This window comes from Actinomadura mexicana (assembly GCF_900188105.1).
GTDB classification, from domain to species: Bacteria; Actinomycetota; Actinomycetes; order Streptosporangiales; family Streptosporangiaceae; genus Spirillospora; species Spirillospora mexicana.
In genome coordinates this window covers 218,007-244,742 of record NZ_FZNP01000003.1, presented here as the reverse complement: position 1 = coordinate 244,742, position 26,736 = coordinate 218,007, and the positions used below count along the sequence as shown (strand labels likewise).

Here is a 26,736-nt window from a genome sequence, read left to right as displayed (position 1 = left end):
GTTCTGACTTGAGCAATCCGCTCAATTATCGTCCAGCCATCTTGCACTCCGCTCAGCGTAGGCGGCTCAATGCAAGCATGAGCACCACCGTTTCTTCCTCACCCCTTCGCGACCGGCTCGAACTGGAGCGCGGCCGGATCGCGATCGGCGGGGTGCACGCCCTCGTCCGGCTGCTGCTGGAGCAGCGGCGCGCGGACGCCCGGCGGGGATGGCGGACCGCCGGGTTCGTGTCCGGGTACCGCGGGTCCCCGCTCGGCGGGCTCGACCAGCAGCTGGTGCGGGACGCGAAGCTGCTGGAGGGCCACGACATCCGGTTCGTGCCCGGCGTGAACGAGGAGCTGGCGGCGACGGCCGTCTACGGATCGCAGCTCGTGGAGCACCTGCCGGGTCCCCGCTTCGAGGGCGTGTTCGGGCTCTGGTACGGCAAGGCGCCCGGGGTGGACCGGTCGCTGGACGCGTTCAAGCACGCGAACTGGCTCGGCACGTCGGAGCGCGGCGGGGTGCTCGCCGTGGTGGGCGACGACCCGGCCGCGAAGTCGTCCACGCTGCCGTCGGCGACGGAGGGCGCGCTCGCGGAGGCGTTCATGCCGGTACTGGTCCCCGCGTCGGTGGGGGACCTGCTGCGCCTCGGGCGGCACGGCTTCGAGATGTCCCGGTTCAGCGGGGCCTGGACCGGTTTCAAGGTCGTGACGGACGTCGCCGACTCCCACGAGATCGTGGACGTCGAGCCGGTGCCCGACCCGGTGCACCCGGAGTTCGCGTGGCGCGGACGGCCGTGGAGGCCGACGCGCAGGCCGGGCGTCGACCTCAAGGGCACGACGGCCCTGGAGACCGAGGTCCTCCAGGGCCGCCTCCGGGCCGCGACGGCCTACGCCGCCGCCAACGGCCTCGACCGGATCGAGGGCGCCGCCGGCGACGCGGTCGTCGGGCTGGCCGCCGCGGGCCGCACCTACGTGGAGCTGCGCGAGGCCCTCGACCGCCTGGGACTGGACGAGGAGGCCCTGGCCCGCCGGGGCGTCCGGCTGCTGCGCCTCGCCATGATCTACCCGCTGGACGCCGACCGGATCCGGGAGTTCGCCCGGGGACTGCGCGAGATCGTCGTGGTGGAGGAGAAGCGGGCGTTCGTCGAGACGCAGATCCGCGACGTCCTGTACGACCTGGCGGAGCGTCCCGCCGTGTACGGCAAGAACGGCCCGGACGGCGCCGGCCTGGTCCCGGTGGACGGGGGCCTGGACGCCGACCGGCTCGTGAAGGCCCTCGCCCGGCTCCTCGCCGAGCGCGTCGGCGAGGAGCACGTGGACCTGCGCGACGCGGTGCTGAAGCCCCGCACGCCGCAGATCAACCTGCTCGCTCCGGCGCGCACCCCGTACTTCTGCTCGGGCTGCCCCCACAACCGGTCGACGGTCGTCCCGGACGGGTCGGTCGCGGCGAGCGGCATCGGCTGCCACGTGATGACCGTGTTCACCGACCGCGGCATCGGCACCACGCAGATGGGCGGCGAGGGCGCGATGTGGGTGGGCGCGGAGCCGTTCTCGGACACCGGGCACATGTTCCAGAACCTCGGCGACGGCACGTTCTTCCACTCCGGCAGCCTCGCGGTCCGGCAGGCCGTCGCCGCCGGCACCAGCATCACCTTCAAGATCCTTTACAACGCGGCCGTGGCGATGACCGGCGGGCAGGACGCCGACGGCGGCTCCGACCCGGCGGCGATCACCCGGATGCTGCACGCCGAGGGCATCACGAAGATCGTGGTGGTGGCGGACGACCCGTCCCGCTACCCGCGCGGGACGGACTGGGCGCCCGGCGTCCGGGTCCGGCACCGCGACGACCTCGACGCCGTCCAGCGGGAACTGCGGGAGATCCCGGGCGTGACCGTGCTGCTGTACGACCAGGCGTGCGCGGCCGAGACGCGGCGCAAGCGCAAGCGCGGCCTCGTCCCCGACCCGCAGACCCGCGTCCTGATCAACGAGGCCGTCTGCGAGGGGTGCGGCGACTGCGGCACCAAGTCGAACTGCCTCAGCGTGGAGCCGGTCGAGACCGAGTTCGGCCGCAAGACGCAGATCAACCAGACGTCCTGCAACAAGGACTACTCGTGCGTGGACGGCGACTGCCCCTCGTTCGTCACCGTCCTGCCCGGCGGGAAGCCCAGGGCGGCGCGGACCCTGCCGCCGATCGGCGAACTGGAGGAGCCCGGGGCGCGCCCGGAGTCGGCGGACGTGCTGCTCGTCGGCATCGGCGGCACCGGTGTCGTCACGGTCAACCAGGTCCTGACCACGGCGGCCCTCATCGACGGCCGCCACGCCCGCGCGCTCGACCAGACCGGGCTGAGCCAGAAGGCCGGCGCGGTCGTGTCGCACCTGCGCATCGGAACCGCCGACCGGGACCGGCCGGGCATGGTCGGCGCGGGCGGCGCCGACGCCTACCTCGTGTTCGACTCCCTGGCCGGGACGACGGAGGCCAGCCTGCGCCGCTGCGCGCCGGACCGGACCGCCGCGGTCGTGTCGACCAGCGAGGTGCCGACGGGGCAGATGATCGTGGACACCTCGGCGTCGCTGCCGCCGAGCGCGTCCCTGGTCAGGCGGATCGCCGAGCGCACCCGGGCGGACCGGCTGGTCGCGCTCGACGCCCTCGCGCTCGCCGAGCGCTGGTTCGGCGCCACGACCACGGCCAACTTCGTGGTGGTCGGCGCCGCCTACCAGGCGGGGCTGCTGCCGCCGTCGGCGAAGGCGATCGAGGAGGCCCTCACGCTGAACGGCGTGCAGGTGGAGGCGAACATCCAGGCGTTCCGCGCCGGGCGCCGCCTCGTGCTCGAACCCGGAAGCAACGCGGCCGCCGCGGCGCCGGCCGCGCAGGTCGCGCCGCGCCCGCTGGACTCCACGGCATCGGCCGCGATGGACCTCGTCGACGCGTCCGGCGTGGACGGCGAGCTGGCCCGCGTCCTGCGGATCCGCGTGCCCGACCTCGCCGCGTACCAGAACCTGGCGCTCGCCGAACGGTACCTGGACGCGGTCCTGCGCGTCGCCGGCGCCGAGGACGCGGCGGGGGCCGGCGGGCGGCGCCTCGCGGTCGCCGTGGCGCGCAACCTGTACAAGCTGATGGCCTACAAGGACGAGTACGAGGTGGCCCGCCTGCACCTCGACCCGGAGCTCGCCCGGCGCGTCGAGGAGCGGTTCGGGCCCGGCTCCACGGTCGCGTACCTGCTGCACCCGCCGCTGCTGCGGGCGGTCGGGGTGGACCGGAAGATCGCCCTCGGCCGGACGGCCCGCCCGGCGTTCCGCGCGCTGCGCGCGATGCGGCGGCTGCGCGGCACCCCGTTCGACCCGTTCGGCGCCACCGCGCAGCGGCGCGCCGAGCGGCGCCTCGTCACCGGCTACGTCGCGGTGGTGAACGAGCTGGTGGCGGGCCTGGACGCGGCCGCCGCCGGGGACGGCCGGCACGACGCCGCCGTGCGGATCGCCGAGCTGCCGGACATGATCCGCGGTTACGAGGACGTCAAGACCGCGAACGTGGCCCGGTACGAGGAGAGCCTGCGCGAGCAGCTCGCCGCGTGGCGCGCCGAGCGGTCGCCGAGCCGGGTGTGACGCTCAGGTGATCGCGCCGGCCGCCGCCCCGGCCGGCGCGATCACCGCGTACCGGCTCCGCCGTCGCGGGCGGGCGGGTCGAACCCGCCGGGGCCGGCGGCGCGTACCTCCTGGCGAGCCGGGGACCGCGCCCGGCACCGGAGTGCGACGAGGGTGACGTCCAGTGGAAACGGGACTGCGGCTGACGGAGCGCTACCGCCTCGTGGAACGCCTCGACGGCGGCCGGACGATGGAGGTCTGGCGCGCCTGGGACGAGTTGCTGGGCCGTCCCGTCGCGGTGAAGGTCCTGACGCCCGCGTCCACCGGTTCGCAGCGGGAGTTCCGGAGGGGCGTGAACCGCGCCGCCGCGCTTTCCCACGCCGCGCTGGAGACCGTCTTCGACAGCGACCAGACCCGCGACGCGTCCGGGCGGCTCGCGTCCTTCGTCGTGACCGAGTTCCTGGTCGGCGAGACCCTCACCGACCGGCTGCGGCGCGGACCGCTCGCCGCGCCCGAGGCGGCCGCCGTCTGCGCCCAGATCGCGGGCGCGCTGGAGGCCGCGCACAGCGCGGGCGTGACGCACGGCGATCTCACGCCGGACAAGGTCGTGCTGGTCGACGGCGACGCCGGCGCCGGCGCCGGCGTCGATGTGAAGGTCGCCGACACCGGCATCGGCGGCGTCGTCCGCGCGGCGGCGGGCGGCGGCACAGGAGGCGCCGCCACCGAGGCCGGCGACGTGCGCGCGCTGGGCGCCGTCATCGCCGCCTGCCTCGGCCCGGGGGCGGCCGGAGAACCGTCCGCGCTCGCCGTCCGCTGCCTGGGCCCGGACGCCCCGTCCGCCGCCGAGGTCGCCGCTGCGCTCGTCCGCGACGAGGGGCCGCCGAGCGCCCTGTTCATCACCTCGGGCAGGGCCCGTCCCGACGACCGTCGGACGAGTGCCCCGCCCCCGCCTCCCCCGCCGCCCGGGCCCGCCCGCCGCGGGAGCGCCCGCCTCGCCGCGCTGGCCCTGGTCGTGGCGATCCCGGTCACGGCCGCCGCGGCGGTCCTGCTGTCGGCGCCGCGCTCCCCGGTGGCCCTCCCGGCCCCGGCGCGGACCGGCGCCGCCCCGCCGGCTCCCGTGCCGACGCTCCGGACGCGCCCGCCGGCGGGCGCTCCCCGCGTCACCGACGCGCTGGGGCGGCTGCGCCCCATCGTCAGCCGCGGCTACGCCGCGGGCGAGATCCGCTCCGACGTCGCGATCGACCTCGACAACGTCATCACGAACCTGGAGAACGACCTCACCGCCGACCGCGGCGTCGACGTCGGCGGCCGGATCGCCGAACTGCGGGACAAGATCATCACGCGGCGGAGGGAGCGCGGCCTGTCCCCCGGGCTCGCCGCCGAACTGAACCGCGTCCTCGCGACCGCCCAGGCATGACGGGCGAACGGGACACCGCGGCGTGGCGGCGCGAGGTCCTCCCCCGCAGGTCGCCCGCCGCCCGCTTCCCCTGGCTCGCGCTGGCCGGGGCCGTCGCCACGATCGTGGCGGCGACGGTCCTCGTCCTCGGGATGGGCGACACCCTCTCCAGCCGCGACGGCTCCGCCGGGCGACTGCTCCCGCTCCAGGCGGCGTCCCCGCCCGCGACGTCCCCCTCCGAACCGTTCCCGCCCGAGACGTCCAGTCCGCGCACACCCTGGCCGCCGCCCGGATCGACCGCCTCCGGGCCGCCCCCCCAGGAGCCGCCGCCCGCGGAACCGGGCATCGACGAGGTCCTGGTGAGGCTGCGGCATGCCGTGGACCAGGGCGTGGCCGCCGGGGACGTCCGCGACGACGTCGGGCTCGACCTCGGCAACGTGATCGAGCGGATGCTCGACCACGGGGAGCGGAGCCGCGCGGACGTCGCCTCCCTGCGACACAAGATCGCCACCCGCGCCCGGGAGGGCGCCATCACCGGCGGCCGCGCCGAGCAGCTCCGCGTGATCCTCGACGGCGCGGTCCCCTGACCGCCGCCCGGCCGTCCACGGGACGACCGGGGGCTTGACGGCACCATATCGTTTATCGTTATTATCGATAAACGATACGCCCCCCCGAGGAGACGACCCATGACCCCGGCGACGCTCTGGTCCCGGTTCGACAGCCATGTCCTGGAGCTGCTCATCGGGCTCGGCCTGCTGCTGGTCGGGCTCTTCCAGGCCCTCTTCCCGATCCTCGGTGTGACCGGCCCCTTCCCGCCGGTCGACACCCGCGACGTCAGCCTCCGCTCCACCGCGCAGGTGCCGCACCTCGCCTCCGGCGGGACGACCCTGCGCGGCACCCACCACGCCGAACTGGCGGTCGGCGACCCCGGTCTGGGGGACCGCGTGCTGCTCGCCGCCCCCGAGGTCGCCCGGGCCGTGCTGGTCATCGTGATCCTGTCGATCCTGATGCGGATGGCCGCGACCCTCCGCACCGGCGACGTCTTCGTCCCGGCGAACGTCCGGCGGCTCTTCGCGATCTCCACCGCCGTCCTGCTGCTCGGCACCGCCGCCCCCGCACTCGACATGGTCACGACGAACGCGCTGGTCAGCGGCACTCCGCTCGCGCCGGCGGTCGAGGTCGGCTTCATGATGCGGGCCTCGGACGTCCTGCTGGCCGTCCTCATCGCGGCGCTGGCCGGGGCGTTCGGGCACGGCGCCCGCCTGCGCGCCGACACCGAGGGCCTGGTCTGATGCCGCCCGAGGATCCCCACCAGATCACCGTCCACCTGGACGCGATCCTCGCCGACCGCGGCATCACCCTGGTCGAACTGGCCGAACGCGTGGGCGTGACCCCCGTGAACCTCTCCATCCTGAAGAACGGCCGCGCGAAGGCGATCCGGTTCACCACCCTCAGCGCCCTCTGCCGCGAACTAGGCTGCCAGCCCGGCGACCTCCTCGCCTACACCGAGGACTGAGAGCCCGAGACAGCGACACCTCGCAACCGCGCAAACCGCAACCGTCGGACGCGACGACCTCAGCCACCACAGCAACCACCAACAAGCCGAACCGTCGCGATCGCGAGCGAAGCCAGGTTCGAGCCTGCGAGAACCTGATCGCCGAGTGAGCCGCCAGGCGAACCGAGGCGATGCAGCGATCGCACGTGCTTTCTGGGGCGGTCGGCGCCCCCAGGCGCCGACCGCCCCAGAAAGCACAATAAATACAGCAGGCACCTCTCCGGATGAGGTGCCTGCTGTGCGGGGTACGGACGAACCGGGCCTCGCGGTCCGGGTCAAGGCTTCGCCCGTTTCCCGTGTCAAGGAGGGGTGTCAGGCGCGGGCGATCACTTCCGTTTCTGGCTCGGGGACGGGACGGGACGGCCGGAGCCGGCGCGGGGTCATGCCAAGGGCGGCGATCGCTGCGATCACCATGAACGCGCCGACCATCAGCCAGGCGTGGACGTAGGCGGTGTGGGCGCCCGGGTAGCCGCGCGGGGTGCCGAGGACCGCGACGGCGAGGCTGACGCCGAGCACCGCGCCGATCTGCCGGCTCATGTTCACCACGGCGCTGCCCGTCGCGTAGCGGTGGGGCGGCAGCTCGACCGCGGCGGCGGACAGGATGGTGGGCAGGGCGAGCCCGACGCCCGTCCCGCCGACGAGCCAGCCCGGCAGCATCTCGGCGGCGTAGGCCGGCGCCGGGCCCAGGCTCATCGCGATCAGGACGACGCCGAACGCGCACAGCATGCACCCGACGGCGGTGATCAGCCCGACCGGGACGCGCGCGGCGAGGCGTCCGGCGATGAGCGCCATCACGGGGACCATCAGGGGGCCGGGCGCGACGGCGAGCCCGGTGCGGATCGGCGAGTAGTGCCAGACCTGCTGCATCCACAGCACGCCGAGCAGCAGGTTGGCGGCGAACGCGACGGTGAACAGCAGGACCGCGGCGTTGGACCAGAAGAAGGTGCGGACGGCCAGCAGCGCGGGCTCGATCACCGGCGCGGGGTGGCGCAGGGAGCGCAGCCAGAACCAGGCGAGGCCGAGCAGCGCGGCGGCGGCCACGAGGATCGTCCGCTCGCCCGGCCAGTCGTTGACCTTCACCACGCCGAGCGCCAGCAGCGCGATCGCCGCGGTCGCCACGGCGGTCCCGGGCAGGTCGGGGACGCGGGCCGTCACGCCCTCGCGCGAGTCGGGCACCAGGCGGGCCGCGAGCAGCACCGCCGCGATCCCGATGGGGACGTTGACCTCGAACACCCAGCGCCAGGAGACGTCCACCAGGACGCCGCCGACCGCCGGCCCGGCCGCGGCGGCGATCGCCGAGGCCGCCGACCAGACCCGCACCGCCCCGCCGCGCCGCTCCGCCGGGAACGCCGACAGCAGCAGCCCGAGGCTGGTGGGGATGAGCGCCGCGGCGCCCGCGGCCTGCACGACGCGGAAGGCGACGAGCCACCACAGCGACGGGGCGGCGGCGCACGCCTGGGAGGCGAGGGTGAAGACGGTCAGGCCGAGGAGGAGGCCGGCCTTGCGGCCGTAGCGGTCGGCGAGCCGGCCGAGCGGCACCAGCAGGGCGGCGAACACGATCGCGTATCCGTTGAGCACCCACGTCAGGTCGGCCATCGACTCCCCGGCGAAGTCGCGGCCGATGTCGGTGAACGCCACGTTGACGATGAACAGGTCGAGGCCCGCCATGAAGGAGGCGACGGAGAGCACCGCGAGCACCGGACCCCTGCGGACCCGGCCCGTGCCGCGCACCTGACTTTGTTCCACCATAGTCAGGGAGGCTAGCGAGCGCCCTGACTTTGGTCAAGCAAAGTCAGCAGGTTTATAGTGGAAGGGTGACAATCTCACTTGAAGGGCACTTCGCCGACCGTGACGCCTGGTCGATGCAGAACTGCCCGGTCGCGAGGACGCTCGCCGCGCTCGGCCCGCCGTCGGCGGTGCTGGTGCTCAGCGAGGCCTTCTTCGGGACGAACCGTTTCGGCGACTTCGTGCGCAACCTCGGCATGACCGAGTCGGCCGTCACCGCCCGGCTGCGCCATCTCGTCGACGCCGGCCTGCTCACCAGGGAGCCCTACCAGGAGCCGGGGCAGCGCACGCGGTACGAGTACCACCTGACCAAGATGGGCCTGGATCTCGCGCCCACCCTCGTCAGCCTCATGGAGTTCGGCGAGACCTACCTCCCCCACGAGGAGGGGCGCCAGGTCATGCTGACGCACGCCCGCTGCGGCGAGCGCGTGACGGCGCAGGTCAGATGCGCGGACGGTCACGACGTCGCGGTGGACGAGATCGTCATGGGCCCGCCGGGCATGCAGGACGGCGAGGAGGGCGACGGGGGGTCCGCGGAGGGCCAGCGCGGCGGATCCGGGGGCTGACGGGCGGCTACGCGTGCCGGGTGCCGCCCGCGAGCCGCAGCGCGTGCTCGACCAGCGAGACGAGCACCTGCTTCGCCGACACCGTCCGGCGGGCGTCGCACAGCAGGACGGGGACGTGGGGATCGATGTCCAGGGCCGTCCGGATCTCGGGCGCATCGTAGCGGTCGGCGTCGTCGAAGCAGTTGACGGCGACGACGAACGGCGTGCCCTTGCGCTCGAAGTAGTCGATCGAGGCGAAGCTCGCCATCAGCCGCCGCGTGTCGGCGAGGACGACCGCGCCGAGCGCGCCGCGCGACAGCTCGTTCCACATGAACCAGAACCGCTCCTGGCCGGGCGTCCCGAACAGGTAGATGGCGACGCCGTCGCGCAGCGTGATGCGCCCGAAGTCCATCGCCACGGTCGTGGTGGTCTTGGCGGCCACGCCGTCGAGGTCGTCGACGCCGACGCTCACGTCGGTCAGCGCCTCCTCGGTGCGCAGCGGGCGGATCTCGCTGACCGCGCCGACCAGCGTCGTCTTCCCGACGCCGAACCCTCCGGCGACGAGGATCTTCAGCGCGACGCGCGGACCGTTCGCCCGGTCGTCGGGCTCGTCCGGTTCCGCGGTGGCGGGGGGCGGGGCGTCAGAGCGCGCGGAGTTCATCGAGCACCCTCCTGAGCAGGTTCGGGTCGTTGTGCGGCTGGAGCGCGGTCGCCGGGCCGAACGGCCCGGACGGCGACGGCGCCGGGGACCATCGCTGGACTTCCAGGAGGCCGGAGTCGAGCAGGTCGCCGGCCAGCACCCGGATCACCCCGAAGGGAAGGCTCAGATCCGAGGCGAGGTCGGCGAGGGCGTGCGGGCGCCGGCACAGCGCCAGCAGCCGGCGCTGCTGGCGCGAGAGCCGGGCGGGCTCGGGCGGCGGCCGCCCGGTCGCGACGAGGATCGCCACGATGTCGAGCGGCTCGCCGCTCGGCCGGGTGCGGCCGCGCGTCACCGCATAGGGACGGACGATCGGTCCGGCGGCGGCGTCGAGCCACCGTTCCCTGCCGGGACCCCGGGGAGCACCGGGCCCGTCACTGGGGTCCATGGCGGGTCACCGGTGTCCGGGCCCGGGCGCACCCTGCCTGAGTCCGGTGGACAGCTGCCTGCCGACCCGCTTGACCAGCATCGTCATCTCGTAGGCGACGAGGCCCGCGTTGGCGCCGACCTCGCTGAGCAGCGCGAGGCAGCTGTTGGCCCCGGCCGGGACGACGAAGAACAGCCCCTTGTCCATCTCGACGAGCGTCTGCCGGATCTCGCCGGAGTCCAGTTGCGGCCGCGCCCCGACGGCGAGGCTGTGGAACCCGGCGGCGAGGGCCGCGAGGTACTCGGAGTCCTCGCGCCCGACGCCCCGCGACATGCCCATGACGAGCCCGTCCCGGGACAGCACGACCACCTTCCGGATCTGCGGGACCCGGTCGACCAGGTCGTCGAGGAGGAAGTTCAGCTCCGCGGCCACTCCCTGATAGGTCATGATCTTCCCTCCATGCCGTCCGCGGGTCCTTCGGGCGCCTCGTCCTCGTCCCGGCCGCGCAGCCAGCCCGCCTGCAGCGACGCGAACAGGTCCCGGGACGCCTCCGCCGACCGTTCCTCCCAGGCGGCGACGGCGTCGCCGGTGGCGGCGGATTCCTCTCCGTACGGGCCGGCCTCCTCGTGGGGACCGGTGTCTTCGTGGACGCCGGCGTCCTGCAACTGGGGCGCGAGGCTCCCGCCGCGCACCCGGCGCGGCAGCGGAACCCGCCCGCCCCCGGTCGTCTGCGGATCCCCGAACCGCGTCCCGCCGAACGCCGGTTCACCGAACGAGGCGGGCGCCTCGTACTGGCCGGTCGCTCCGCCGTACTGACCGGTCGCTCCGCCGTAGGACCCGCCGCCGTAGGACCCGCCGCCGTAGGCGGGTGCGCGGGGGTCCGCGGCCTGGAACGGACGCGCGGCGTCGGTCGGCGGCGGCGTCCCCCGCGACGGCGGTGGACCGTGCGGCGGTGGGGTCCCGAACGACGTCGGGGTCTGGTCACCGTCGTCGAACCCCACCGCCGCGTTCTGGTCCGGCCTCTCCTCGCTCGTCCACTCGGGGAGGGACACCGGCGTCTCTGGCGGCGCCGCTTCGCCGATCGGCACGGGACCGCCGGGCACCGAAGCATCGGGCACCGCCCTGTTGGGCGCCGTATCGGAGGACGCCACGTCCCGAACAGGGGCGATGTCGTACACCGGCGCGTTGAGCGTCGCGGTGGAGGACGGCGTCGGAGGCGTCGGCCATGCGCGCGCCGACCCGTTCACCGCCGCCGCGCCCCGCTGCTGGGCGGGACCCGCCTGGACGGCGCCGTCCTCGTCCTCGGGCTGGTCGACGTCCACGATCAGCTGGCGCGGGATCAGCACGACGGCGCTGACGCCCCCGTACAGGGACGGCTGCAGCGCGACCTTGATGCCGTGCCGTCCGGCGAGCCGGCCGACGACGAACAGCCCGAGCCGGTCGGTGACGGCCAGGTCGAACTCGGGCGGCTGCGACAGCCGCAGGTTCAGCGCGTCCAGCTCGGACTGGTCGAGCCCGATGCCGCGGTCGATGATGTCGACGGCGAACCCGTTGGCGCCCATCTCGCCGCGGACGAGCACCTCGGTGGGCGCGGGCGAGAACACCGTGGCGTTCTCGATCAGCTCGGCGAGCAGGTGGATGATGTCGGCGACGGCCCCGCCGATCACCGCGGCCTGCCCGGACACCACGACGATCTCGACCCGCGTGTAGTCCTCGACCTCGGCGACCGCCGCGCGCAGCACGTCCTCGACGTGCACCGGCCGGCTCCAGCCCCGCCCCGGGGACGTCCCGGACAGGATGACCAGGCCCTCGGCGTGGCGGCGCATGCGGGTGGTGAGGTGGTCGAGGCGGAACAGGTCCTCCAGCACCTTGGGGTCGGAGGCGTCGCGCTCCATCTCGTCCAGCATCCGCAGCTGGCGGTGCAGCAGCGACTGGCTGCGCCAGGCGACGTTGAGGAACACGCGGCTGATGCCCTGCCGCAGGTAGGACTCCCGGACGGCGGTCTCGATCGCGGTGTGCTGCACCTTGGTGAAGGCGTCGCCGACGCGCGCGACCTCCCGGGACCTGCCGATGACGAGCGGCGGGGCCTCGGCGTCCACGTCCACCTCCTCGCCGCGCCGCAGCCGGGCGACGACGCCGGGCAGCCGGTCCTCGGCGAGCTTCAGCGCGGCGTGCTGCAGCCCCCGCAGCTCCCGCGACAGGCTGCGCGCGGCCAGCAGCGACAGCACGATCGAGGCGATCACCGCGAGCAGCCCGAACCCGCCCGCCAGCACGAGCCGCATGATGATCCGCTCACCGATCGGCTTGGCCATCTCGTTGAGCGCGAGGCTCGCCTCGGTGACCTTCTGCGCCCACGCCTGCGACAGCAGCTGCGTCGTGGCCTGCCAGTCCGCGGCCTCGGCCGGCAGCCGGTCGCCGCGCGCGTTGACGATCGCGTCCTCGGCCGCCCGGTACCGCCGGAACTCCTCGGACGCGGCGAGCTTGCCGAGCGGCCCGCGGATCTGCTCGTTGAGGTCGGCGAGCCCGGCCTCGAACTCGCGCCGCCCCTCCGCGGCCCACTGGACGAACGCGGTGTGCTCGGCGGCGGTGAGCCTCCCGTTGCGCGCCATCGCCGCGGTGACGAGCGAGTCCTCCCGCAGCATGTAGGCGCGGGCGTTGCCGATTCCGATCAGCGCCCGGCCCTGGGTGAAGATGGCGACGTCGTTGACGGTCACCAGGCCGTCGAAGACCTTGATGACCTGGTCGAGCAGGACGCTGTAGGAGTTGATGACCTCCAGCGGCTGCACCCGGCCCGAGTCGACCCTGGCGCGCAGCTGCGGCAGCCGGTCCAGCGCTCTGACCGCCTCGGCGAGCCGCCGCTTGGTCTCCGGCCGGGCCGCGTCCCTCGCCTCGGGCGACAGCGCGGTCGAGCGGAACGCCTTGTCCACGGCGCTCACCCGGGCGCGCTGCCCGCCCAGCTTCTGCCGGTTCGCGGGGTCGCGCGTGCTGAGCGCGACGACGCTGAGCGAACGCTCCGCCTGGAGCTGGTTCACCAGATAGATGCCGGGAAGGCCCACCTTCTCGTACGTCGTGGAGAAGTCGTACTTGTCGAACGCGTCGCCGAGCGTGATGTTCGCGGCGAACGCCCACAGGGTGATGAGGGACACCAGCGGGACCAGCAGCAGCGCCGTGATCCGCAGCCGGATGGGACGCCTGCGCCGGGGCCTTCGCCCGGACGCGTCGTCGCGGGGTGTCGTGCGGGACATCGAGATCACTACCTCTAGCCGGGGGCGGGCCGCGCCTGCCGGTCGGTGTGCCGGGGGCGGCCCGTGCTTCGGGGGTGCGGGGTCAGGGGTGGGCCTCGTCCAGGGCCGCGCGGGCGACCAGCCCGCGCAGCCGACCGGTGATCATGGCGACGGCCTGGGCGTGCCCGCGCAGGGCCTTGTCCCGCGCGGTGTACTGCCCGATGTCGGCGTGCATCGCGTGGTCGGACACGATCGTCTGCCACAGCAGCGGCCTTCCGTTCGCCGCGATGCCGAGGTCGATCACGGTGAACCAGGTCGAGACGACCACGACGACGGCGCCGACGCGGATGACGTCCTGCGCGAGCAGGCGTCCCCGCACGTCGAGCAGCAGCCGCTGGGCCTCCTCGGCCGTGGCGCGCCGCCCGTCCTCCCGGTAGTAGTCGGGGGGACGGCGAGGATCGGCGGGCCGCCGGCCGGCGGGCTCCCCCGGAGGCCGGTGGTCACCGGGCTCCGGGTCGGCGGGCCTTCGGTCGACCGGCCCCCGGTCGGCGGACCGCTGGTCGGCGGGCCGCTGGTCGGGAGGCCGCTGGTCGGCGGGCCCCTGGTCGGGGGGCCGCCGGCCGGCGGGCCGCTTGTCTGCGGGCATGGCGTTAGCAGGCATGGCATTTCCCATCGCCGTACCGGGGGTGCGCGGGAACTGCTCAGTGGCCGGGGTGCTCGTCCCGCGGCCAGGCGCGCACCTCGCACCAGACCGCCTTGCCGGAGGCGGTGTGGTCGGTGCCGTGCCCGTCGGTCATGACCGCGACGAGGAACCAGCCGCGCCCCGTCTCCTCCATGAGGTCGACCGGCCGCGCCGTCGGGACGGCGGCGCTCTGGTCGTGCACCTCGATGCGGAGCCGGGTGCCCGCGCGCAGCAGCCGCAGGCACAGCGCGGCGCCGGGGACCGGTGCGTGCCGGACGGCGTTGGTGACCAGTTCGGACACCAGGACCTCGGTGTCGTCGGCGATGTGCCCGATGCCGGACGCGGTGCTGACGGACCTGCTGAAGCGCCGCGCCGCCGGCACGGACTCCCGCTCGGCGGGCAGCGTCAGCTCGCCCAGCAGGACCGCCGGGGGCTCGTCCAGGCCCCGCGGCCCGTTCGGCGCCGTGCCGTTAGGCGCGGTGCCGTTCGGTGGCGCGACCGGTGTCGCGCTGGCGGTCAGGTGGCTCGGGAGTGGTGTGCTGGGCAGTTCGATGGTGTGGTGGTCGCCTGACATGATGAACGCCTCCTTGACTAAGGCGTGCCGCCCGATCCCAGCCCGGCCGAGGCGCGAGGCTGAGGTGGGCGTGGGGGGTTGGTGCCGGTGCCGCCGCTGTCCGGGCAGACGGCGGCACGGCGTGCGAGGGACTGGGCCGCCTCATGGCGGGCCGCTCCCCTCGGACTGGGTGCCCGCCCGGGCGCGCAGCAGCCGGGCGGTGCTGGTGAACCACGCGTAGTTCTCCTGCTCGAAGCGGCGTCCGCGCAGGCACGTGAGGTAGGGCCCGAGAGGGGACCCGGTGCGCAGGAAGGAATCCTCGTCCAGGTCGCCGCGCAGGTGCTTGAGGGTGCGTTCGAAGACCTCGACCTTGGCCGCCGAGGCCACCGCCCGGTCTTCCAGTTGCGCGATGACGGAGTCGGCGCAGATGTGGTCCACGGCCTGGACCATGACGAGCAGGTTCTCGCGAATGATCCCGGGCTTGGCGGGGGTCACGGCGAACCGTTCGAGTTCGTCGACGCCGGCCTGGGTGACCGTGTACACGCGCTTGTTGGGACGGTCGTGCTGGATGATCTGCCGCCCGCTGATCAGACCTTCCGTCTCCAACCTCGACAGCTCCGAGTAGAGCTGCTGCGGTACGGCGTGCCAGAAGTTGGAGACCGACAAATCGAAGATCTTTGCCAGCTGGTAGCCGCTGTACTCGCCGTCGAGCAGCGCCGCAAGCACCGCGTGACGTAGCGCCATCGGCCTTCTCTCCCCGCCTTGACTCAGGGTGATGCCCGACGTTAGCAGACAACGACATGATTAGTCATCATGTTGACTAGTATTGGTCAGCGTCGACTTGTGCGCGCGCGTCCCGGAGGGCGGCGACGCCCGGTTCGAGATCGGCCGCCAGTTCGGTGATCTTCCCGGTCAGGAACGCCTCGCGGGTGAGCCGGCGCTGCATCTTCCCGCTGGTCGTCCGCCTGACCGAGCCCCGCGCGGCCAGCACGACGCTGACGGCGGGCAGCTCGAAGGTGCGGGCGACCCGGGTCTTGACGGCGGAGGCCACCTCCTCCAGCGGCGTCCCGGCGGCGGCGCGGGTGCTCACCTCCTGGACGATGACGACCTGCTCCCGGCTCGCGTCGACGGCGTCCCCGCCGGCGGGCGGCCCGGGGCCGAGGTCGGGATCGATGGCGGCGTCGATCGCGAAGGCGGCGCCGAGGAGGGCGGCCGGATGGGCCGCCCGCGCCACCTCCTCGATGTCGTGCGCGTGGATGTTGCGGCCGTTGACGATGATCAGGTCCTTGATCCGCCCGGTGACGTAGAGCTCGCCGTCGGCGACGAAGCCGAGATCGCCCGTCCGCAGGAACGGACCCTCGCCGGTGGACGTGCGGGCGCGGAACGTCGCCTCGGTCTGCTCGGGGCTCTCCCAGTAGCCGCGGGCGACGCTGCCGCCGCGCACCCAGAGCTCCCCCACGCGCCGCTCCGGCCGCTCGGCGCGGGTCTCGGAGTCGACGACGCGGACGTCCAGGGTGACCGGACGGCCGCTGCTGACGAGCCGCCTGACGCCGCCGCGGGCGGGGGCCGCGCCCGGCGGGGCGGCCTCGTCCGCGGGGACGGCCTCGTTCCGCGCGAGGGCCCCGGCGTCGAAGTCGCGGACGACGGGGCCGCCGCCGAGGGGCGCCCCGGTGATCAGCAGGGTCGTCTCGGCCATCCCGTAGCACGGCATCCACATCGAGGGACGGAACCCGACCGGGGCGAACCGCTCGGCCATCGCCTCCAGCGTCGCGGCCCGGACGGGCTCGGCGCCGTTCTTCACGACCGTCAGCGACGACAGGTCCAGGCCCTCCAGCTGCCGGTCGGTGACGCGGCGCAGCACCAGCTCGTACCCGAAGTTGGGCGCCACGGTGATCGTCCCCCGGTAGCGGGTGATCAGCTCCAGCCACAGCACGGGGCGCTTGATGAACGTGATCGGCGAGGTGAACACGTACCGGCAGCCGAGGTAGAGCGGCTGGAGGAACTGCCCCACCAGGCCCATGTCGTGGTAGTGCGGCACCCAGCCGACGCCGACCGTGGCGTGCGACCCCTCGATGCGGCGCCTGATCTCCTCGCCGTTGGCCAGCAGGTTGCCGTGGGTGACCATGACGCCCTTCGGCTCGCTGGTCGACCCGGAGGTGTACTGGAGGAAGGCGACGGTGTCCGGGCCGGACCGCGGCGGGGACCAGTCGCCGGCGTCGGTGTCCTTGCCCGCCTGGGTGTCCAGGCAGTGCACGCGCCCCTTCAGCCCGGCGGCCGACAGCCACGCGTCGAGGGTGTCGCGGTGGGCGGTGTCGGTGAGGACCAGCGCGATGTCGGCGTCCTCGATGATCCGGCGGGTGCGGCCGAAGCGGCCCGCGTCCAGGTCCGGGAGCGGGGCCGGGACGGCGATGACGCGCGCGTACAGGCAGCCGAGGAACGCCGCCAGGAACTCCAGCCCCTCCGGATAGAGCAGCAGGACGGCCCGGTCCCGCAGGCCGCGCGCCTCCAGGCGGCAGCCGAGCGCGCGGGCCCTGCGGTCCAGGTCGGCGAAGCCGAGCACGTTCTCCTTGTACTTGCGTCCCGGTTCCTCACTGATGAAGGTGAAGGAGCGGGTGTCGCCGTGCGTCCGGATGTTCTTCCGGACGAGCGACACGAAATCTCTCGTCGTCTCCGGTGGCCCGGTCATGGGTGTCACTCGTCCTCGGCGGGGATGAGCAGGGAGGGAGGGAGCGGGGACAGGGAGAGCAGGGAGAACCAGCGCCGCTCGCCCGTGCCGCGGAACATCGCGTCCTCCAGCGGCGGGAGGAAGTCCTCGGACAGGACGGTGTCGGGCTGCGCCCGCTGGAGCAGCCGCTGCAGGCACAGGACGAGCCACTGGCCCTCTTCGAAGGCCCCGCCGAACACCTCCCGGTTGTGCAGCCAGGTGAGCATGCACGACGCCATCGCGTGCAGCTCGCAGTACCGTCTGGCCCGCGTCAGCGCCGCCACGGAGGAGGTGTCGCCCTCGTTCGCGCGGATGCCCGCCTCGATCCTGGCGCGCAGGGTGCCGATGGCGGACAGCAGGTCCTTCAGCTCGGCCGCGACGCCGGGCGCGGCGTGCGCGTTCGCCGCCGCCAGCACCTCCTCGGAGATCTCCTCGAACCGCTGGCCGATCTCGTCGCGCCCCTCGTTGGTGAGCTGGAGCAGGCGGCCGTCGGGGTCCCAGGCGGGCGGCGTCCGCGTCCAGCAGAACAGGTCGGCGAGCAGCTCGTCCTCGCGGCCCGTCTCCGCCTGCGGGTCGATCAGGAAGGGCAGCTGGCCCGCGACGTTGGCGAGGTTCACGTGCGTGGTGCCCTCGAAGATGCTCGCGATCGCGTGGTCGCGCTGCAGCTTCTGGAACACCCCGTGCGCCACGCCCTCGCGCAGGTAGCCGCGCGCGGCGAGCACGGTCCCGATGCTGGCCACGACCTCCTCGCCGAGGACGGGCACGAAGTACTTCACGATCGAGGACCACAGGCTGAGCCGTCCGGGCGCGACCGTCAGGCAGCGCGCCACCGGGATCGCCACGCACTCGGCGATCAGCAGGTCCAGATGCGCCTTGACCAGATGGTCGCGGATCACCGGGATCCGGTAGATGTCCGAGCCGTACAGGGTGCGCTGGCGCGCGTACTCCATCCCGATGCGCACCACCGCGTCCATCGTCCCGACCGACAGCGCCGCGATCGCGGTCCGGGTGATCTGCAGGGTCTTCAGCGTCTGGACGAGCCCGGAGCCGCGCCGCCCGATCACCCGCTCGGCGGGCAGCCGCGCTCCGGAGAACGCGACGCCGGACAGGTCGTGGCCGCGCAGCCCGACCGTCCGGACGGGCGGCAGCGTCGACCAGGCCGCCGGGTCCAGTTCCCGCTTGTCGACCAGGATGAGGGAGAAGTCGCGCGGGCCGGTCTTGGCATAGGTGGTGACGAACCGTCCGCGGGTGGCGTTGCCGACCGGCCACTTCACCCCGGTCAGGACCAGCTCGTCCCCCTGGATGTCGGCCTCCGACTCCGAGGCCATCACGTCGCTTCCGTGGTCGGCCTCCGAGACGCCGAAGCAGGCCAGGTCGCCGCGCAGCACACCGTCCGCCACGGTCCTGCGCTGCCACGCGTCGCCCCACAGCCACACCGGGTTGACCGCCAGCAACCCGGACCCGTACATGACCGCGACGGTGACGCTGCGGCGCGAGATGCCGCGGGTGACGAAGAACAGCTCCTCGAGCGTCGTCAGGCGCCCGCCCAGCCCGCTCGGCACCAGGTACTTCGGGAAACCCCACGCCCGGACGGCGTCCACCGCGCCCGGCGGGATCTCGTCGCGCTCCTCGGCCTCCACGATGGCCTTGTAGGAGAAGGGCCCGGCCTCGTCGTCCATCGGGTCGCCGAGGTAGCCGTCCAGGTCGGCGGCGATCCGGTGCGCCGGGGCCAGCCGCTCGCGCGGGTGCCGTCCGGACGCGGGACCCGCGGGGGCGGACTGCTCCGGCACGAGGTTCTCGGATGCGGAGGTCTTGGATCCCGGGTTCTCGGCCGCGGGGTTCTCGGAATGGCCCGGGTGAGCGGAATGCGCGGGATGGACGGGACTCTCAGCGTGGGCCCCGGGGGCGGAGTGAGCGGGGCGGGCGGGATGCACGGGGTGTGCGGGGACCTTGCTATCCATTTTTCCTTCGACTCCCTTGTGTGGGTCGCGCCTTCCGGTTCGCGGGCCGCGACTCCTGTGCGGGTCGGCTCCCTATGGCTGCGCGGTGTCGCCGGACGGGCCCCCCGCGTCGTCGGCGTTCGTCGGATCCTCCATGCGCCTGCCGACCACCCGGGCGAGCGTCATCGCCGCGGGCAGCGGGCGGACCATGACGGTCAGGCCTGTGACGAGCCCGGTCTCGCCGAACCTGAGCAGGTCCAGCCCCTGGACGTCCTTGCCCAGCACCCGGGCGCTGAAGATCAGCGCCTGCGCCGGCGGTCCTGCGCCGTTCGTCCCGCCCGGGGGGACGCCCACCAGCTCGTCGGTGTAGTGGAAGTCCTCGAAGACCTCCAGCAGGACGCCGAGCAGGGCCGCGACGGCGTCGCGCCCCAGGTAGGGCTTCACCATCACCGGGCTGCGGAACTCGATGCCGGGGTCCAGCGCACCGGTGATGGCGGCGAGGTCCTTGGCCTCCACCGCCGATCGGAACGTTCCGGGAACCGTCATCCGAGCTGCTCCCTTCGCTTGCCGTTTGGTCAGTCGGCCGTCCTCGGCGGGACGGCGCCGGCGGGGGGCGTGTCCTGTGGCGGGTCACCGGGTCCGGCGACGGCGGCGCCGCCGGGTCCGGTCGCGGGAGCGGTGGTGGGGACGGCGGCGCGGGCGAGGTCGCGCGCCCAGACCCGGTACCCCGCGGCCGACGGGTGGAAGCCGTCGGACGCGAAGAGCCGGGGGTCGCGGGCCATCGCCTCGTCCATGGGAGCGTGGACGGCGCCGCCCGCCGCGGCCGCGTCCCGCGTGATCCGGTCCATGGCGCGCGCCCGCGCGCCGAGGACCGAGCGCAGCGGCCGCGGCAGGGCGGGGAACCGGTGCACCGGCGGCATCCCGGCGACGAGCACCGTCGCCTCCGGGAACCGGCCGCGCAGGAGGGCGACGAGCTCGGTCACGTCCGCCGCCCACCGGCGCAGGGGACGCCGCCTGAGCAGGTCGTTGATGCCCGCGGTGACGACCACCAAGTTCGGCGCGGAGCCGTTCGCGGGCGGGACGAGCTCGCCGATGATGCGGCGCGCCGTCGCGCCGCCCCGGCCGGAGACCGACCAGGCCACGCTGCGCCGCAGCCGCTCGCCCAGCTCCTCCGCCAGGAAGCCGGGCAGCGCGTCGGCGTGCCGGGACGCGCCGACGCCCACGGCGGTGGACTCGCCGATCACCACGACCCGGAAGGCCGGGCCCCGCCCGGGGTCGGCGCCGGCGACGAAGCCCTGCTCGTCCCCGGTCGCCGGGTCCAGCCGCGGTGTCCGCCGCACCGTCCGCCATGCCTGCACGACCAGTACGGGAGCGAGGAACAGCAGCATCGGCGCACGGAATGCGCGGGCGACGGAACATGCTCTCTTCATCAGTCTCCCAGACTGCTGGATCGGCCCCCGGAAATCATTTCACTCGCTCGCCGAGCAGGTTCGCCGCAATCCGCGCCATCACCTCTGCGACATATGCGTGCCCATCCGGGTTCAGATGGATCCCGTCGGCGCTCCACATCGCGGGATCGGCGACTCTCGCCACTGTCTCCCGCTCGGGGAACGCCATTCCGAACTTGCGCGAGACCCGGTCGAGTTCAGCATTGAAGTCGTGAATGCGCTGCACGGTGCGTTTCTTGCGGAACTGCGAGATCGGCGTGATGTCCAGCAGCGGCGGCCGGGGCACCGGGATGGCGAGGACGACCGCGCCGCGCCCGCGGGCCCAGCCGAACAGCTCCGCCAGCCGGCGCCCCGCGGCCTCCCGCTCGAAGCCGCGCAGCGCGTCGTTCATGCCGCAGCCGAGCACGACCAGCCGCGGCGCCATCTCGCGCACGGCGGGCAGCTGGTCGCGGACCACGTCCTCGACCGTCGCGCCCGGATCGGAGGCGTTGAGCATCTCCTCGCGGGGAATCCCCAGGTGGCGGGCCAGCCGTCCGGCCCAGCCGAGCCATCCGCCGGCCGGGTCCGGATCGTCCTGGCCCTCGGCCACGCTGTCGCCGAGCACCACCATGGCGGGCCCGGCGACGCCGGCGCCGCCGACCTCGGGGGGCCGGCCGGCCATCACGCGACGAGGTCGAGCAGGTAGTCGGTGAGGTCGGCCACCGTCTCCCGGCGCCGCGCCTCGGCCACGTCGACCTCGACCTGCAGGTGGTCCTCGATGTCGCTGATGATGCTGATCGCGTACACCGAGTCGACCCCGTAACGGGCGAGTTCGACCCCGGGATCGATGTTTTCCACAGGCCTGTCGAGGTAGAAGGCGATCTTGTCAAGAAGCCACGATTGCAGCTCGTCGTGGGAAATTATTTCCGATCGGGCCACCGCCACTCCTCCTTATGTCAGAGGATCATCAAAACAATCGCGATTGGTAACGGAAGACGAGCAACACGCAAGATACAGCCAAATGGTTGGCATGTCTCGATCCGGATGTGAACGATCGGACACGGAGGTGTCTCCGTCCTGTAAACCCAGTCAGTGGTACGGTAAAAACGGCGATAAGTTACTTGCCGGTAACCACTTCCGATAAGGGCCCAACGCACGCGGGCGCGGGCACGCCGTCCCCGCGCGCCCCACCGATACGTCCTCCCCCGCGGGACTCCCGGCGGCACGCTACCTGCGCCGTTCCCCAATCAGGCCGGTCCGGGCGCCCCCCGGCGCCGGCCGGGAACCGGGCACGTTCCAGGAGAGTTTCGGACAACCCTTCGGCCGGGACCCGTGCTGCCCGGCCGAGGCGGCCTTACCTGAAGGAAAGGATCACCTGTCCCCTCAGTCCCCGCCCTCAGTCTGTCAGGACACGCTTACCGGACCGTTCAGCCACGAGACGACGGGGTTGAACTCGCGCCCCTCCGCGAGCCGCTCGCGGACGGCCCGCGCGTGCCGCGCCCGCCAGCGGTGCGCCGCGAGGCGGTGGAATGTGGCGAGCGGCGCGGCCGCGGGACGCGCCCCCTCCGTGATCGCGTAACCGTGGTGCCGCAGCCGGGACGCGAGCACATGCTGGACGAGGTCCGCCTCCCAGCCCTCCAGGCGGTCGCGCCAGGCGCCGACATGGCGGCCGTTGACGGCCTCGTGCGTGCCGAGGTGCCACTTCCGCGTGGACGGCACCGTCCGCCGCGCGTGCCGGTACGCCGCCGTCATGCCGGGGTCGTACTCCTCGCCGAGGAACGCGCACAGCCTCGTCAGGGCGTCCTCGGGCTCGGCGACCAGGTCCTCGTAGCGGAACTCGTAGAACGTGTCCGGGCCGAGGCGGGTCCGCAGGCGCGCGCCCATGTCGACCGCCTCCCGCCACGTCAGGGCGGCGGCGTGGATGTCGCCGTCGAACCACGGCATCCGCATGAGGGAGCTCACCGCGTCCCGGCCGTCCCTGACGAGGTGGACGAACTGGGCGTCGGGGAACATCCGCCGGAGCATCGGCACCCGGCGGAAGTAGCTCGGCCGCTTGTCCCCCCAGCGCGGCTTCCCGTGCCGGCGCGCGTAGGCGCGGAACACCGCCGCGATCGCCGACCCCAGCGTCGGCGGCCCCCGCACGATCTCCTCGACCACGGCTGCGGCGTCCAGCCGCAGCACCCCGAACTTGGTGCCCTCGCCGCTGACGATCCATTCGGCCAGCGCGAGCCGGTTCTCCGGCCGCTCCAGGTCCCCGAACCGGTGCCGCATGTCGTAAGAAATGTGCACAAACCGCGTCTCGGAGGGGAACGCGATGTGCCGGTGCGAGTGCAGCATCTGCTGGAGCAGCGTCGTCCCCGAGCGCGGGCACCCGAGCACGAAGATGGGCCGGCATGACTCCCCTGTCATGGCCCGCGAACGTACCCGCGCCCCCTCGGACCAAGCTCAAACGAACCTCAACAGAACCTGAAGAGCGCAGGTCACATCAGTCTCATGGTTCGCACGGGCCCCACCCGCCGATCCGGACCGCCCGCTTCGGCCCCGGCGCCGAAGGCGTGTCGCCCTTGGGCGGCGACCCTGCCCTGCTCGTTTACCCGCGCGCCGGACTCGCCCGAAGTGGTTGAACGTTCGAAAGCCTTCAATGGCCCGAAGGGTCGTATCGCGTCGTCCGGTAGATGGCGTACGCGCCGCCGTCGCCGGTTGACGCCGCCCTTCCCGAGTAATGCCCGGTGTGCGGATTCCCGTCCGCCCAAAGTGCGCCGAGATATGCGCTGCCGGCCGGGGAGGGCGCTTCCGGAGTGGGCTCACGCCCCCGCGCCCGCCTGCGCTGCCCCCTTTTCCCCCGTCGACGTTTCCGGCAGCGCTCGGCCGCCCGGCCGCGCCGGTCGTCCTGCTCGTCGTGTGGGGCGTGTCCTTCGGCGCCTGGCAGCTGTGCCAGATCACCATGACGCTCGCCGCCGCGCCCGACACGTTCGAGGCCGCGATGTCGCTCAACACCCTGGCCTACAACACCTCCATCGCGGTCGGCGCGCTGTTCGGCGGGCTGTTCGCCGACCACCTGGGCGTCAGGAGCGTCCTGTGGTTCGGCGCGGCGCTGACGGCGGCGTCGCTGCTCGTCACGCTCGCCGGCGTCCGGCGGGGCCGCCCGGCGTCAGCAGATGCGCGGTAGCGGGTCGCCGACCAGCAGGTCGACGATGCGGGTGCCGCCGAAGGCCGTCTTCAGCAGGACGAGGCCGGACGGGTCGTCCGTCACGCGGCCGATGGCGGCGGCCTCCTCGCCCAGCGGGTGGGCCCGCAGCGCCGCCAGCGCGGCCGGCGCGCACTCGGGGGCGACCACCACCACGGCGCGGCCCTCGCACGCGACGTACATCGGGTCGATCCCGAGCAGCTCGCAGGCGCCCCGGACGGCGGGACGCACCGGGATCGCGTCCTCCTCCACCACCACGGCCGCCCCGGCGTCCGACGCCATCTCGTTGAGGACGGTCGCCACGCCTCCCCTGGTCGCGTCCCGCATCCGGCGCAGGCCGCCCGGGCACGCGTCGGCCAGGTCGGCGAGCAGGCAGGTCAGCGGCGCGGTGTCGGAGACGACGTCGGCCTCCAGGTCGAGCTCGCCGCGCGCCAGCATGATCGTGACGCCGTGCTCGCCGATCGGCCCCGTGACCAGCACGGCGTCGCCGGGACGGATCTCCCCCGCCGGCCGGGACCGCACGACCCCGACGCCGGCCGTGGTGACGAAGCAGCCGTCGGCCTTCCCGCGCTCGACGACCTTGGTGTCGCCGGTGACGATGTCGACGCCCGCCGCGTCCGCCGCGCGCCGCATCGACTCGGTGATGCGCCGCAGGTCGGCGACGGGGAACCCCTCTTCGAGGATGAACCCCGCCGACAGGTGCAGCGGCCTCGCGCCGCAGACGGCGAGGTCGTTGACGGTCCCGTTGACGGCCAGGTCGCCGATGTCGCCGCCGGGGAAGAACAGCGGCGACACGACATGGCAGTCGGTGGTGAAGGCGAGGTCGGCGCCGTTCACCCGGAAGCGCGCCGAGTCGTCCATCCGGTCCAGGAGCGGATTGCTGAACGCCTCCCGGAACACCGCCTCGACCAGCGTGCGGGTGGCCTTGCCGCCGGAGCCGTGCGCGAGCGTGATCGTGTCCTCGCGGAGCCGGGCCTTGCGGCTCCGCGCGCGCTCGATGCGTTCCAGGACCTGCTCCTCGCGAACGGTCATCGCGCCGTCTCCCTCACCTGTCCGGTGTCCTCCGCCCGGCCCGTCCCGCCGTTCCGGCCGACCCCGCTGATCCGCTCGCGGGTGAAGCGGCCGAAGTTGTAGTACGCGGCGCACGCGCCCTCCGACGAGACCATGCACGTCCCGATCGGCGTCTCCGGGGTGCAGGCCGTCCCGAAGACCTTGCACTCCCACGGTTTCAGGACGCCCTTGAGCACCTCGCCGCACTGGCACGCCTTCGGATCGGCGACCCGTCCGCCCGGGATGTCGAAGATGCGCTCGGCGTCGAAGGCGGCGAACTCCTCCCTCATCCGGAGCGCGGAGTGGGAGATGAAGCCGAGGCCGCGCCACTCGAAGTACGGCCGCGGCTCCATGACCCCGGAGATCGCCTCCAGCGCCCGGGGGTTGCCGTCCCACGTGACGACCCGGCCGTACTGGTTCTCCACCTCCGAGCGGCCCGCGGCGAGCTGGGCCAGCAGCATGTGCACCGACTGCAGGATGTCCAGCGGCTCGAACCCGGCGACGACCAGCGGTTTCCGGTAGTCCTCGGTGATGAACGAGTAGGGCCCGCAGCCGATCACGGTCGACACGTGGCCCGGGCCGAGGAAGCCGTCCAGGCGCAGGTCCGGCGAGTCGAGGATCGCCTTGATCGCCGGAAGGATCGTCACGTGGTTGCAGAACACCGAGAAGTTCTCGATCCCGGCCGCGGCCGCGCGCAGCACCGTCATGGCGGTGGACGGGGCGGTCGTCTCGAACCCGATCCCCATGAACACCACGCGCCGCGACGGGTTCCGCTCGGCGATCTTCAGAGCGTCCAGCGGCGAGTACACCATCCGGATGTCCGCGCCCGCGGCCTTGGCGTCCAGGAACGACCCCCTGCCGCCCGGTACCCGCATCATGTCCCCGAACGAGGCCATGATGACGCCGGGCTGCGACGCGATGTGGATCGCGTCGTCCACCCGCCCCATCGGGATCACGCACACCGGACAGCCCGGCCCGTGCACCAGCGAGATGCTCTCCGGCAGGTAGTCCTCCAGCCCGTGCTTGTAGATGGTGTGCGTGTGGCCGCCGCACACCTCCATGAACTTGTAGTGCCGCCCGGGCTCGCACAGCGCGGCGATCGAGGCCGCGAGCGCCCTCGCCCGCTCCGCGTCCCGGTACTCGTCGACGAAGCGCATCAGTCGATCCCCGATTCCCGCAGCGCGTCGATCTCGTCGTCATAGGCTTCGCCGAGGCCCTCCAGCAGGGCCAGCGTCGCCCTCGCCTCGGCCTCGTCGATCTTGGACATGGCGAACCCGACGTGGATGAGGACCCAGTCGCCGGCGGCGAGCCGCTCCCCGTCGAGCAGCGCGATGTTCACCGCCCGGCGGACGCCGGTCACGTCCACCTTCGCCACCGGGCCGTCCGGCATGATCTCCACGATCTCGCCCGGAATCGCCAGGCACATCAGAGGGCCTCCCCCGCCAGTTCGAGCTGCGTCAGTTCCCAGAGCGCGTGGTAGATCGTCGTCTGCGCCTCCTGGACGCGGTGCACCGACGACGACGGGACGGTGAACAGGTGGTGCAGGCCGGGCGTCTCCGCCATCTGCCCGCCGGTGTACCCGGCGAGCCCGACCACCGTCATCGCGCGCCGCACCGCCTCCCGCAGCGCGGCGATCAGGTTGTCGGAGTTCCCGCTGGTGGACAGCGCCAGCGCGATGTCGCCCGGACGCCCGAACGCGGCGAGCTGCCGGGCGAACACCACCTCGAACCCGACGTCGTTGGACAGCGCGGTGACCACGGCGACGTCGGTCGTGAGCGCCAGCGCCGGCAGCGGCCGCGCGGACCCGCCCGGGTTGAGGAACAGCGCCGCGACGTCCTGCGCGTCCGTCGAGCTGCCGCCGTTGCCGAACGTGAAGAGCCGGCCGCCGGAGCGGAACGCGCCCGCCATCCGCGCGGCGCAGGCCGCCAGGTCCGCGCCGTACAGCTCCAGGACGGCCTCGCGCAGCCGGACGATCTCCTCGGCCTTCTCGCGCGTCGAGCGGCGCACGTCCTCCAGCAGGGTGTCCAGCCCCGAGCCGCCCGCGTACAGGAAGGGATAGAGCAT

At 73.4% G+C, this 26,736-nt stretch carries 26 protein-coding genes; 7 read left to right on the top strand and 19 right to left on the bottom strand.

Going from position 1 to position 26,736, the window contains the following annotated elements:
- The first annotated feature begins 8 nt into the window (after window positions 1–8).
- From CHC11_RS09705 to CHC11_RS09685, 5 genes are all read left to right on the top strand, one after another.
- Complete coding sequence (locus CHC11_RS09705) at window positions 9–3,581, top strand: indolepyruvate ferredoxin oxidoreductase family protein (protein WP_342749964.1); 3,573 nt, start codon at window positions 9–11, stop codon at window positions 3,579–3,581.
- A 163-nt stretch (window positions 3,582–3,744) separates the two neighbouring features.
- Window positions 3,745–4,977, top strand: coding sequence for a protein kinase domain-containing protein (locus CHC11_RS09700; protein WP_089311306.1), 1,233 nt, complete (start codon window positions 3,745–3,747; stop codon window positions 4,975–4,977).
- A complete protein-coding gene (locus CHC11_RS09695; RefSeq protein ID WP_089311305.1) occupies window positions 4,974–5,543 on the top strand; it encodes a hypothetical protein in 570 nt (189 codons plus the stop codon). Before CHC11_RS09700 ends, CHC11_RS09695 begins: the two co-directional genes overlap by 4 nt.
- 99 nt (window positions 5,544–5,642) lie before the next feature.
- Window positions 5,643–6,248: a DUF2975 domain-containing protein gene (locus CHC11_RS09690; RefSeq protein WP_089311304.1), complete on the top strand. Its 606-nt coding sequence runs from the start codon at window positions 5,643–5,645 to the stop codon at window positions 6,246–6,248.
- The gene (locus CHC11_RS09685; protein ID WP_089311303.1) at window positions 6,248–6,472 is read left to right on the top strand and encodes a helix-turn-helix domain-containing protein; all 225 of its coding nucleotides are present in this window, start codon (window positions 6,248–6,250) and stop codon (window positions 6,470–6,472) included. The genes CHC11_RS09690 and CHC11_RS09685 overlap by 1 nt, the downstream gene beginning before the upstream one ends.
- Before the next feature lie 351 nt (window positions 6,473–6,823).
- On the opposite strand, the gene CHC11_RS09680 is transcribed toward CHC11_RS09685, so the two are convergent.
- Window positions 6,824–8,260, bottom strand: coding sequence for an MFS transporter (locus CHC11_RS09680; RefSeq protein ID WP_089311302.1), 1,437 nt, complete (start codon window positions 8,258–8,260; stop codon window positions 6,824–6,826).
- A 65-nt stretch (window positions 8,261–8,325) separates the two neighbouring features.
- Between CHC11_RS09680 and CHC11_RS09675 the strand changes: the two genes are divergently transcribed.
- Complete coding sequence (locus tag CHC11_RS09675; protein WP_218826003.1) at window positions 8,326–8,862, top strand: winged helix-turn-helix transcriptional regulator; 537 nt, start codon at window positions 8,326–8,328, stop codon at window positions 8,860–8,862.
- 7 nt (window positions 8,863–8,869) lie between these two features.
- Here the strand turns inward: CHC11_RS09675 and CHC11_RS09670 are convergent, their stop codons facing one another.
- The 14 genes from CHC11_RS09670 to CHC11_RS09605 all read right to left on the bottom strand — a co-directional run bounded on the left by CHC11_RS09670 (window position 8,870) and on the right by CHC11_RS09605 (window position 22,844).
- Window positions 8,870–9,502 carry a GTP-binding protein gene (locus CHC11_RS09670; RefSeq protein ID WP_089311300.1) on the bottom strand — a complete coding sequence of 211 codons (633 nt, stop codon included), beginning with the start codon at window positions 9,500–9,502 and terminating at the stop codon, window positions 8,870–8,872.
- Window positions 9,483–9,926 carry a DUF742 domain-containing protein gene (locus CHC11_RS09665; protein ID WP_089311299.1) on the bottom strand — a complete coding sequence of 148 codons (444 nt, stop codon included), beginning with the start codon at window positions 9,924–9,926 and terminating at the stop codon, window positions 9,483–9,485. The genes CHC11_RS09670 and CHC11_RS09665 overlap by 20 nt, the downstream gene beginning before the upstream one ends.
- A 6-nt stretch (window positions 9,927–9,932) precedes the next feature.
- Window positions 9,933–10,352, bottom strand: a complete 420-nt coding sequence (locus CHC11_RS09660; RefSeq protein WP_089311298.1) for a roadblock/LC7 domain-containing protein — start codon at window positions 10,350–10,352, stop codon at window positions 9,933–9,935.
- Entirely contained in the window at window positions 10,349–13,150 is a 2,802-nt protein-coding gene (locus CHC11_RS09655; protein WP_089311297.1) for a sensor histidine kinase, read from the bottom strand. The genes CHC11_RS09660 and CHC11_RS09655 overlap by 4 nt, the downstream gene beginning before the upstream one ends.
- A gap of 82 nt (window positions 13,151–13,232) precedes the next feature.
- Window positions 13,233–13,775, bottom strand: coding sequence for a hypothetical protein (locus CHC11_RS09650; RefSeq protein ID WP_089311296.1), 543 nt, complete (start codon window positions 13,773–13,775; stop codon window positions 13,233–13,235).
- A gap of 55 nt (window positions 13,776–13,830) precedes the next feature.
- Window positions 13,831–14,385 (bottom strand): ATP-binding protein, encoded by a 555-nt coding sequence (locus CHC11_RS09645; protein ID WP_089311295.1) that lies wholly within the window; start codon window positions 14,383–14,385, stop codon window positions 13,831–13,833.
- Between the two features lie 141 nt (window positions 14,386–14,526).
- Entirely contained in the window at window positions 14,527–15,108 is a 582-nt protein-coding gene (locus tag CHC11_RS09640; protein ID WP_089311294.1) for a PadR family transcriptional regulator, read from the bottom strand.
- 76 nt (window positions 15,109–15,184) lie between these two features.
- Window positions 15,185–17,050, bottom strand: a complete 1,866-nt coding sequence (locus tag CHC11_RS09635) for a fatty acyl-AMP ligase (protein ID WP_089311293.1) — start codon at window positions 17,048–17,050, stop codon at window positions 15,185–15,187.
- Between the two features lie 5 nt (window positions 17,051–17,055).
- Window positions 17,056–18,858, bottom strand: coding sequence for an acyl-CoA dehydrogenase family protein (locus tag CHC11_RS09630; RefSeq protein WP_179278768.1), 1,803 nt, complete (start codon window positions 18,856–18,858; stop codon window positions 17,056–17,058).
- A gap of 243 nt (window positions 18,859–19,101) precedes the next feature.
- On the bottom strand, window positions 19,102–19,554 hold the full coding sequence (locus CHC11_RS09625; protein ID WP_089311291.1) for a nuclear transport factor 2-like protein: 453 nt from the start codon (window positions 19,552–19,554) through the stop codon (window positions 19,102–19,104).
- A gap of 29 nt (window positions 19,555–19,583) precedes the next feature.
- Complete coding sequence (locus CHC11_RS09620) at window positions 19,584–20,396, bottom strand: SGNH/GDSL hydrolase family protein (RefSeq protein WP_179278767.1); 813 nt, start codon at window positions 20,394–20,396, stop codon at window positions 19,584–19,586.
- 76 nt (window positions 20,397–20,472) lie between these two features.
- Entirely contained in the window at window positions 20,473–21,117 is a 645-nt protein-coding gene (locus tag CHC11_RS09615; RefSeq protein WP_089311289.1) for an SGNH/GDSL hydrolase family protein, read from the bottom strand.
- Complete coding sequence (locus CHC11_RS09610; RefSeq protein WP_179278766.1) at window positions 21,117–21,374, bottom strand: acyl carrier protein; 258 nt, start codon at window positions 21,372–21,374, stop codon at window positions 21,117–21,119. The genes CHC11_RS09615 and CHC11_RS09610 overlap by 1 nt, the downstream gene beginning before the upstream one ends.
- A 465-nt stretch (window positions 21,375–21,839) precedes the next feature.
- Window positions 21,840–22,844 (bottom strand): sulfotransferase family protein, encoded by a 1,005-nt coding sequence (locus tag CHC11_RS09605; RefSeq protein WP_089311287.1) that lies wholly within the window; start codon window positions 22,842–22,844, stop codon window positions 21,840–21,842.
- 499 nt (window positions 22,845–23,343) lie between these two features.
- Between CHC11_RS09605 and CHC11_RS09600 the strand changes: the two genes are divergently transcribed.
- A complete protein-coding gene (locus CHC11_RS09600) occupies window positions 23,344–23,604 on the top strand; it encodes a hypothetical protein (protein ID WP_245919008.1) in 261 nt (86 codons plus the stop codon).
- On the opposite strand, the gene hypE is transcribed toward CHC11_RS09600, so the two are convergent.
- The 4 genes from hypE to CHC11_RS09580 are packed head-to-tail and all read right to left on the bottom strand — an operon-like array spanning window position 23,587 to window position 26,736.
- The gene (gene hypE, locus CHC11_RS09595) at window positions 23,587–24,654 is read right to left on the bottom strand and encodes a hydrogenase expression/formation protein HypE (protein ID WP_089311286.1); all 1,068 of its coding nucleotides are present in this window, start codon (window positions 24,652–24,654) and stop codon (window positions 23,587–23,589) included. The genes CHC11_RS09600 and hypE overlap by 18 nt on opposite strands.
- Entirely contained in the window at window positions 24,651–25,829 is a 1,179-nt protein-coding gene (gene hypD, locus CHC11_RS09590; RefSeq protein ID WP_089311285.1) for a hydrogenase formation protein HypD, read from the bottom strand. The genes hypE and hypD overlap by 4 nt, the downstream gene beginning before the upstream one ends.
- Window positions 25,829–26,098, bottom strand: coding sequence for a HypC/HybG/HupF family hydrogenase formation chaperone (locus CHC11_RS09585; protein WP_089311284.1), 270 nt, complete (start codon window positions 26,096–26,098; stop codon window positions 25,829–25,831). Before CHC11_RS09585 ends, hypD begins: the two co-directional genes overlap by 1 nt.
- The gene (locus CHC11_RS09580; RefSeq protein WP_089311632.1) at window positions 26,098–26,736 is read right to left on the bottom strand and encodes a D-sedoheptulose-7-phosphate isomerase; all 639 of its coding nucleotides are present in this window, start codon (window positions 26,734–26,736) and stop codon (window positions 26,098–26,100) included. Before CHC11_RS09580 ends, CHC11_RS09585 begins: the two co-directional genes overlap by 1 nt.

Bases quoted from the DNA above. Each gene is read 5' to 3' on its own strand.
- CHC11_RS09695 (WP_089311305.1), top strand. From the start codon at position 4,974: ATGACGGGCGAACGGGACACCGCGGCGTGGCGGCGCGAGGTCCTCCCC.
- CHC11_RS09690 (WP_089311304.1), top strand. From the start codon at position 5,643: ATGACCCCGGCGACGCTCTGGTCCCGGTTCGACAGCCATGTCCTGGAG.
- CHC11_RS09685 (WP_089311303.1), top strand. From the start codon at position 6,248: ATGCCGCCCGAGGATCCCCACCAGATCACCGTCCACCTGGACGCGATC.
- CHC11_RS09680 (WP_089311302.1), bottom strand. From the start codon at position 8,260: ATGGTGGAACAAAGTCAGGTGCGCGGCACGGGCCGGGTCCGCAGGGGT.
- CHC11_RS09670 (WP_089311300.1), bottom strand. From the start codon at position 9,502: ATGAACTCCGCGCGCTCTGACGCCCCGCCCCCCGCCACCGCGGAACCG.
- CHC11_RS09665 (WP_089311299.1), bottom strand. From the start codon at position 9,926: ATGGACCCCAGTGACGGGCCCGGTGCTCCCCGGGGTCCCGGCAGGGAA.
- CHC11_RS09660 (WP_089311298.1), bottom strand. From the start codon at position 10,352: ATGACCTATCAGGGAGTGGCCGCGGAGCTGAACTTCCTCCTCGACGAC.
- CHC11_RS09655 (WP_089311297.1), bottom strand. From the start codon at position 13,150: ATGTCCCGCACGACACCCCGCGACGACGCGTCCGGGCGAAGGCCCCGG.
- CHC11_RS09650 (WP_089311296.1), bottom strand. From the start codon at position 13,775: ATGCCCGCAGACAAGCGGCCCGCCGGCCGGCGGCCCCCCGACCAGGGG.
- CHC11_RS09645 (WP_089311295.1), bottom strand. From the start codon at position 14,385: ATGTCAGGCGACCACCACACCATCGAACTGCCCAGCACACCACTCCCG.
- CHC11_RS09640 (WP_089311294.1), bottom strand. From the start codon at position 15,108: ATGGCGCTACGTCACGCGGTGCTTGCGGCGCTGCTCGACGGCGAGTAC.
- CHC11_RS09635 (WP_089311293.1), bottom strand. From the start codon at position 17,050: ATGACCGGGCCACCGGAGACGACGAGAGATTTCGTGTCGCTCGTCCGG.
- CHC11_RS09625 (WP_089311291.1), bottom strand. From the start codon at position 19,554: ATGACGGTTCCCGGAACGTTCCGATCGGCGGTGGAGGCCAAGGACCTC.
- CHC11_RS09620 (WP_179278767.1), bottom strand. From the start codon at position 20,396: ATGCTGCTGTTCCTCGCTCCCGTACTGGTCGTGCAGGCATGGCGGACG.
- CHC11_RS09615 (WP_089311289.1), bottom strand. From the start codon at position 21,117: ATGGCCGGCCGGCCCCCCGAGGTCGGCGGCGCCGGCGTCGCCGGGCCC.
- CHC11_RS09605 (WP_089311287.1), bottom strand. From the start codon at position 22,844: ATGACAGGGGAGTCATGCCGGCCCATCTTCGTGCTCGGGTGCCCGCGC.
- hypE (WP_089311286.1), bottom strand. From the start codon at position 24,654: ATGACCGTTCGCGAGGAGCAGGTCCTGGAACGCATCGAGCGCGCGCGG.
- hypD (WP_089311285.1), bottom strand. From the start codon at position 25,829: ATGCGCTTCGTCGACGAGTACCGGGACGCGGAGCGGGCGAGGGCGCTC.
- CHC11_RS09585 (WP_089311284.1), bottom strand. From the start codon at position 26,098: ATGTGCCTGGCGATTCCGGGCGAGATCGTGGAGATCATGCCGGACGGC.
- CHC11_RS09580 (WP_089311632.1), bottom strand. From the start codon at position 26,736: ATGCTCTATCCCTTCCTGTACGCGGGCGGCTCGGGGCTGGACACCCTG.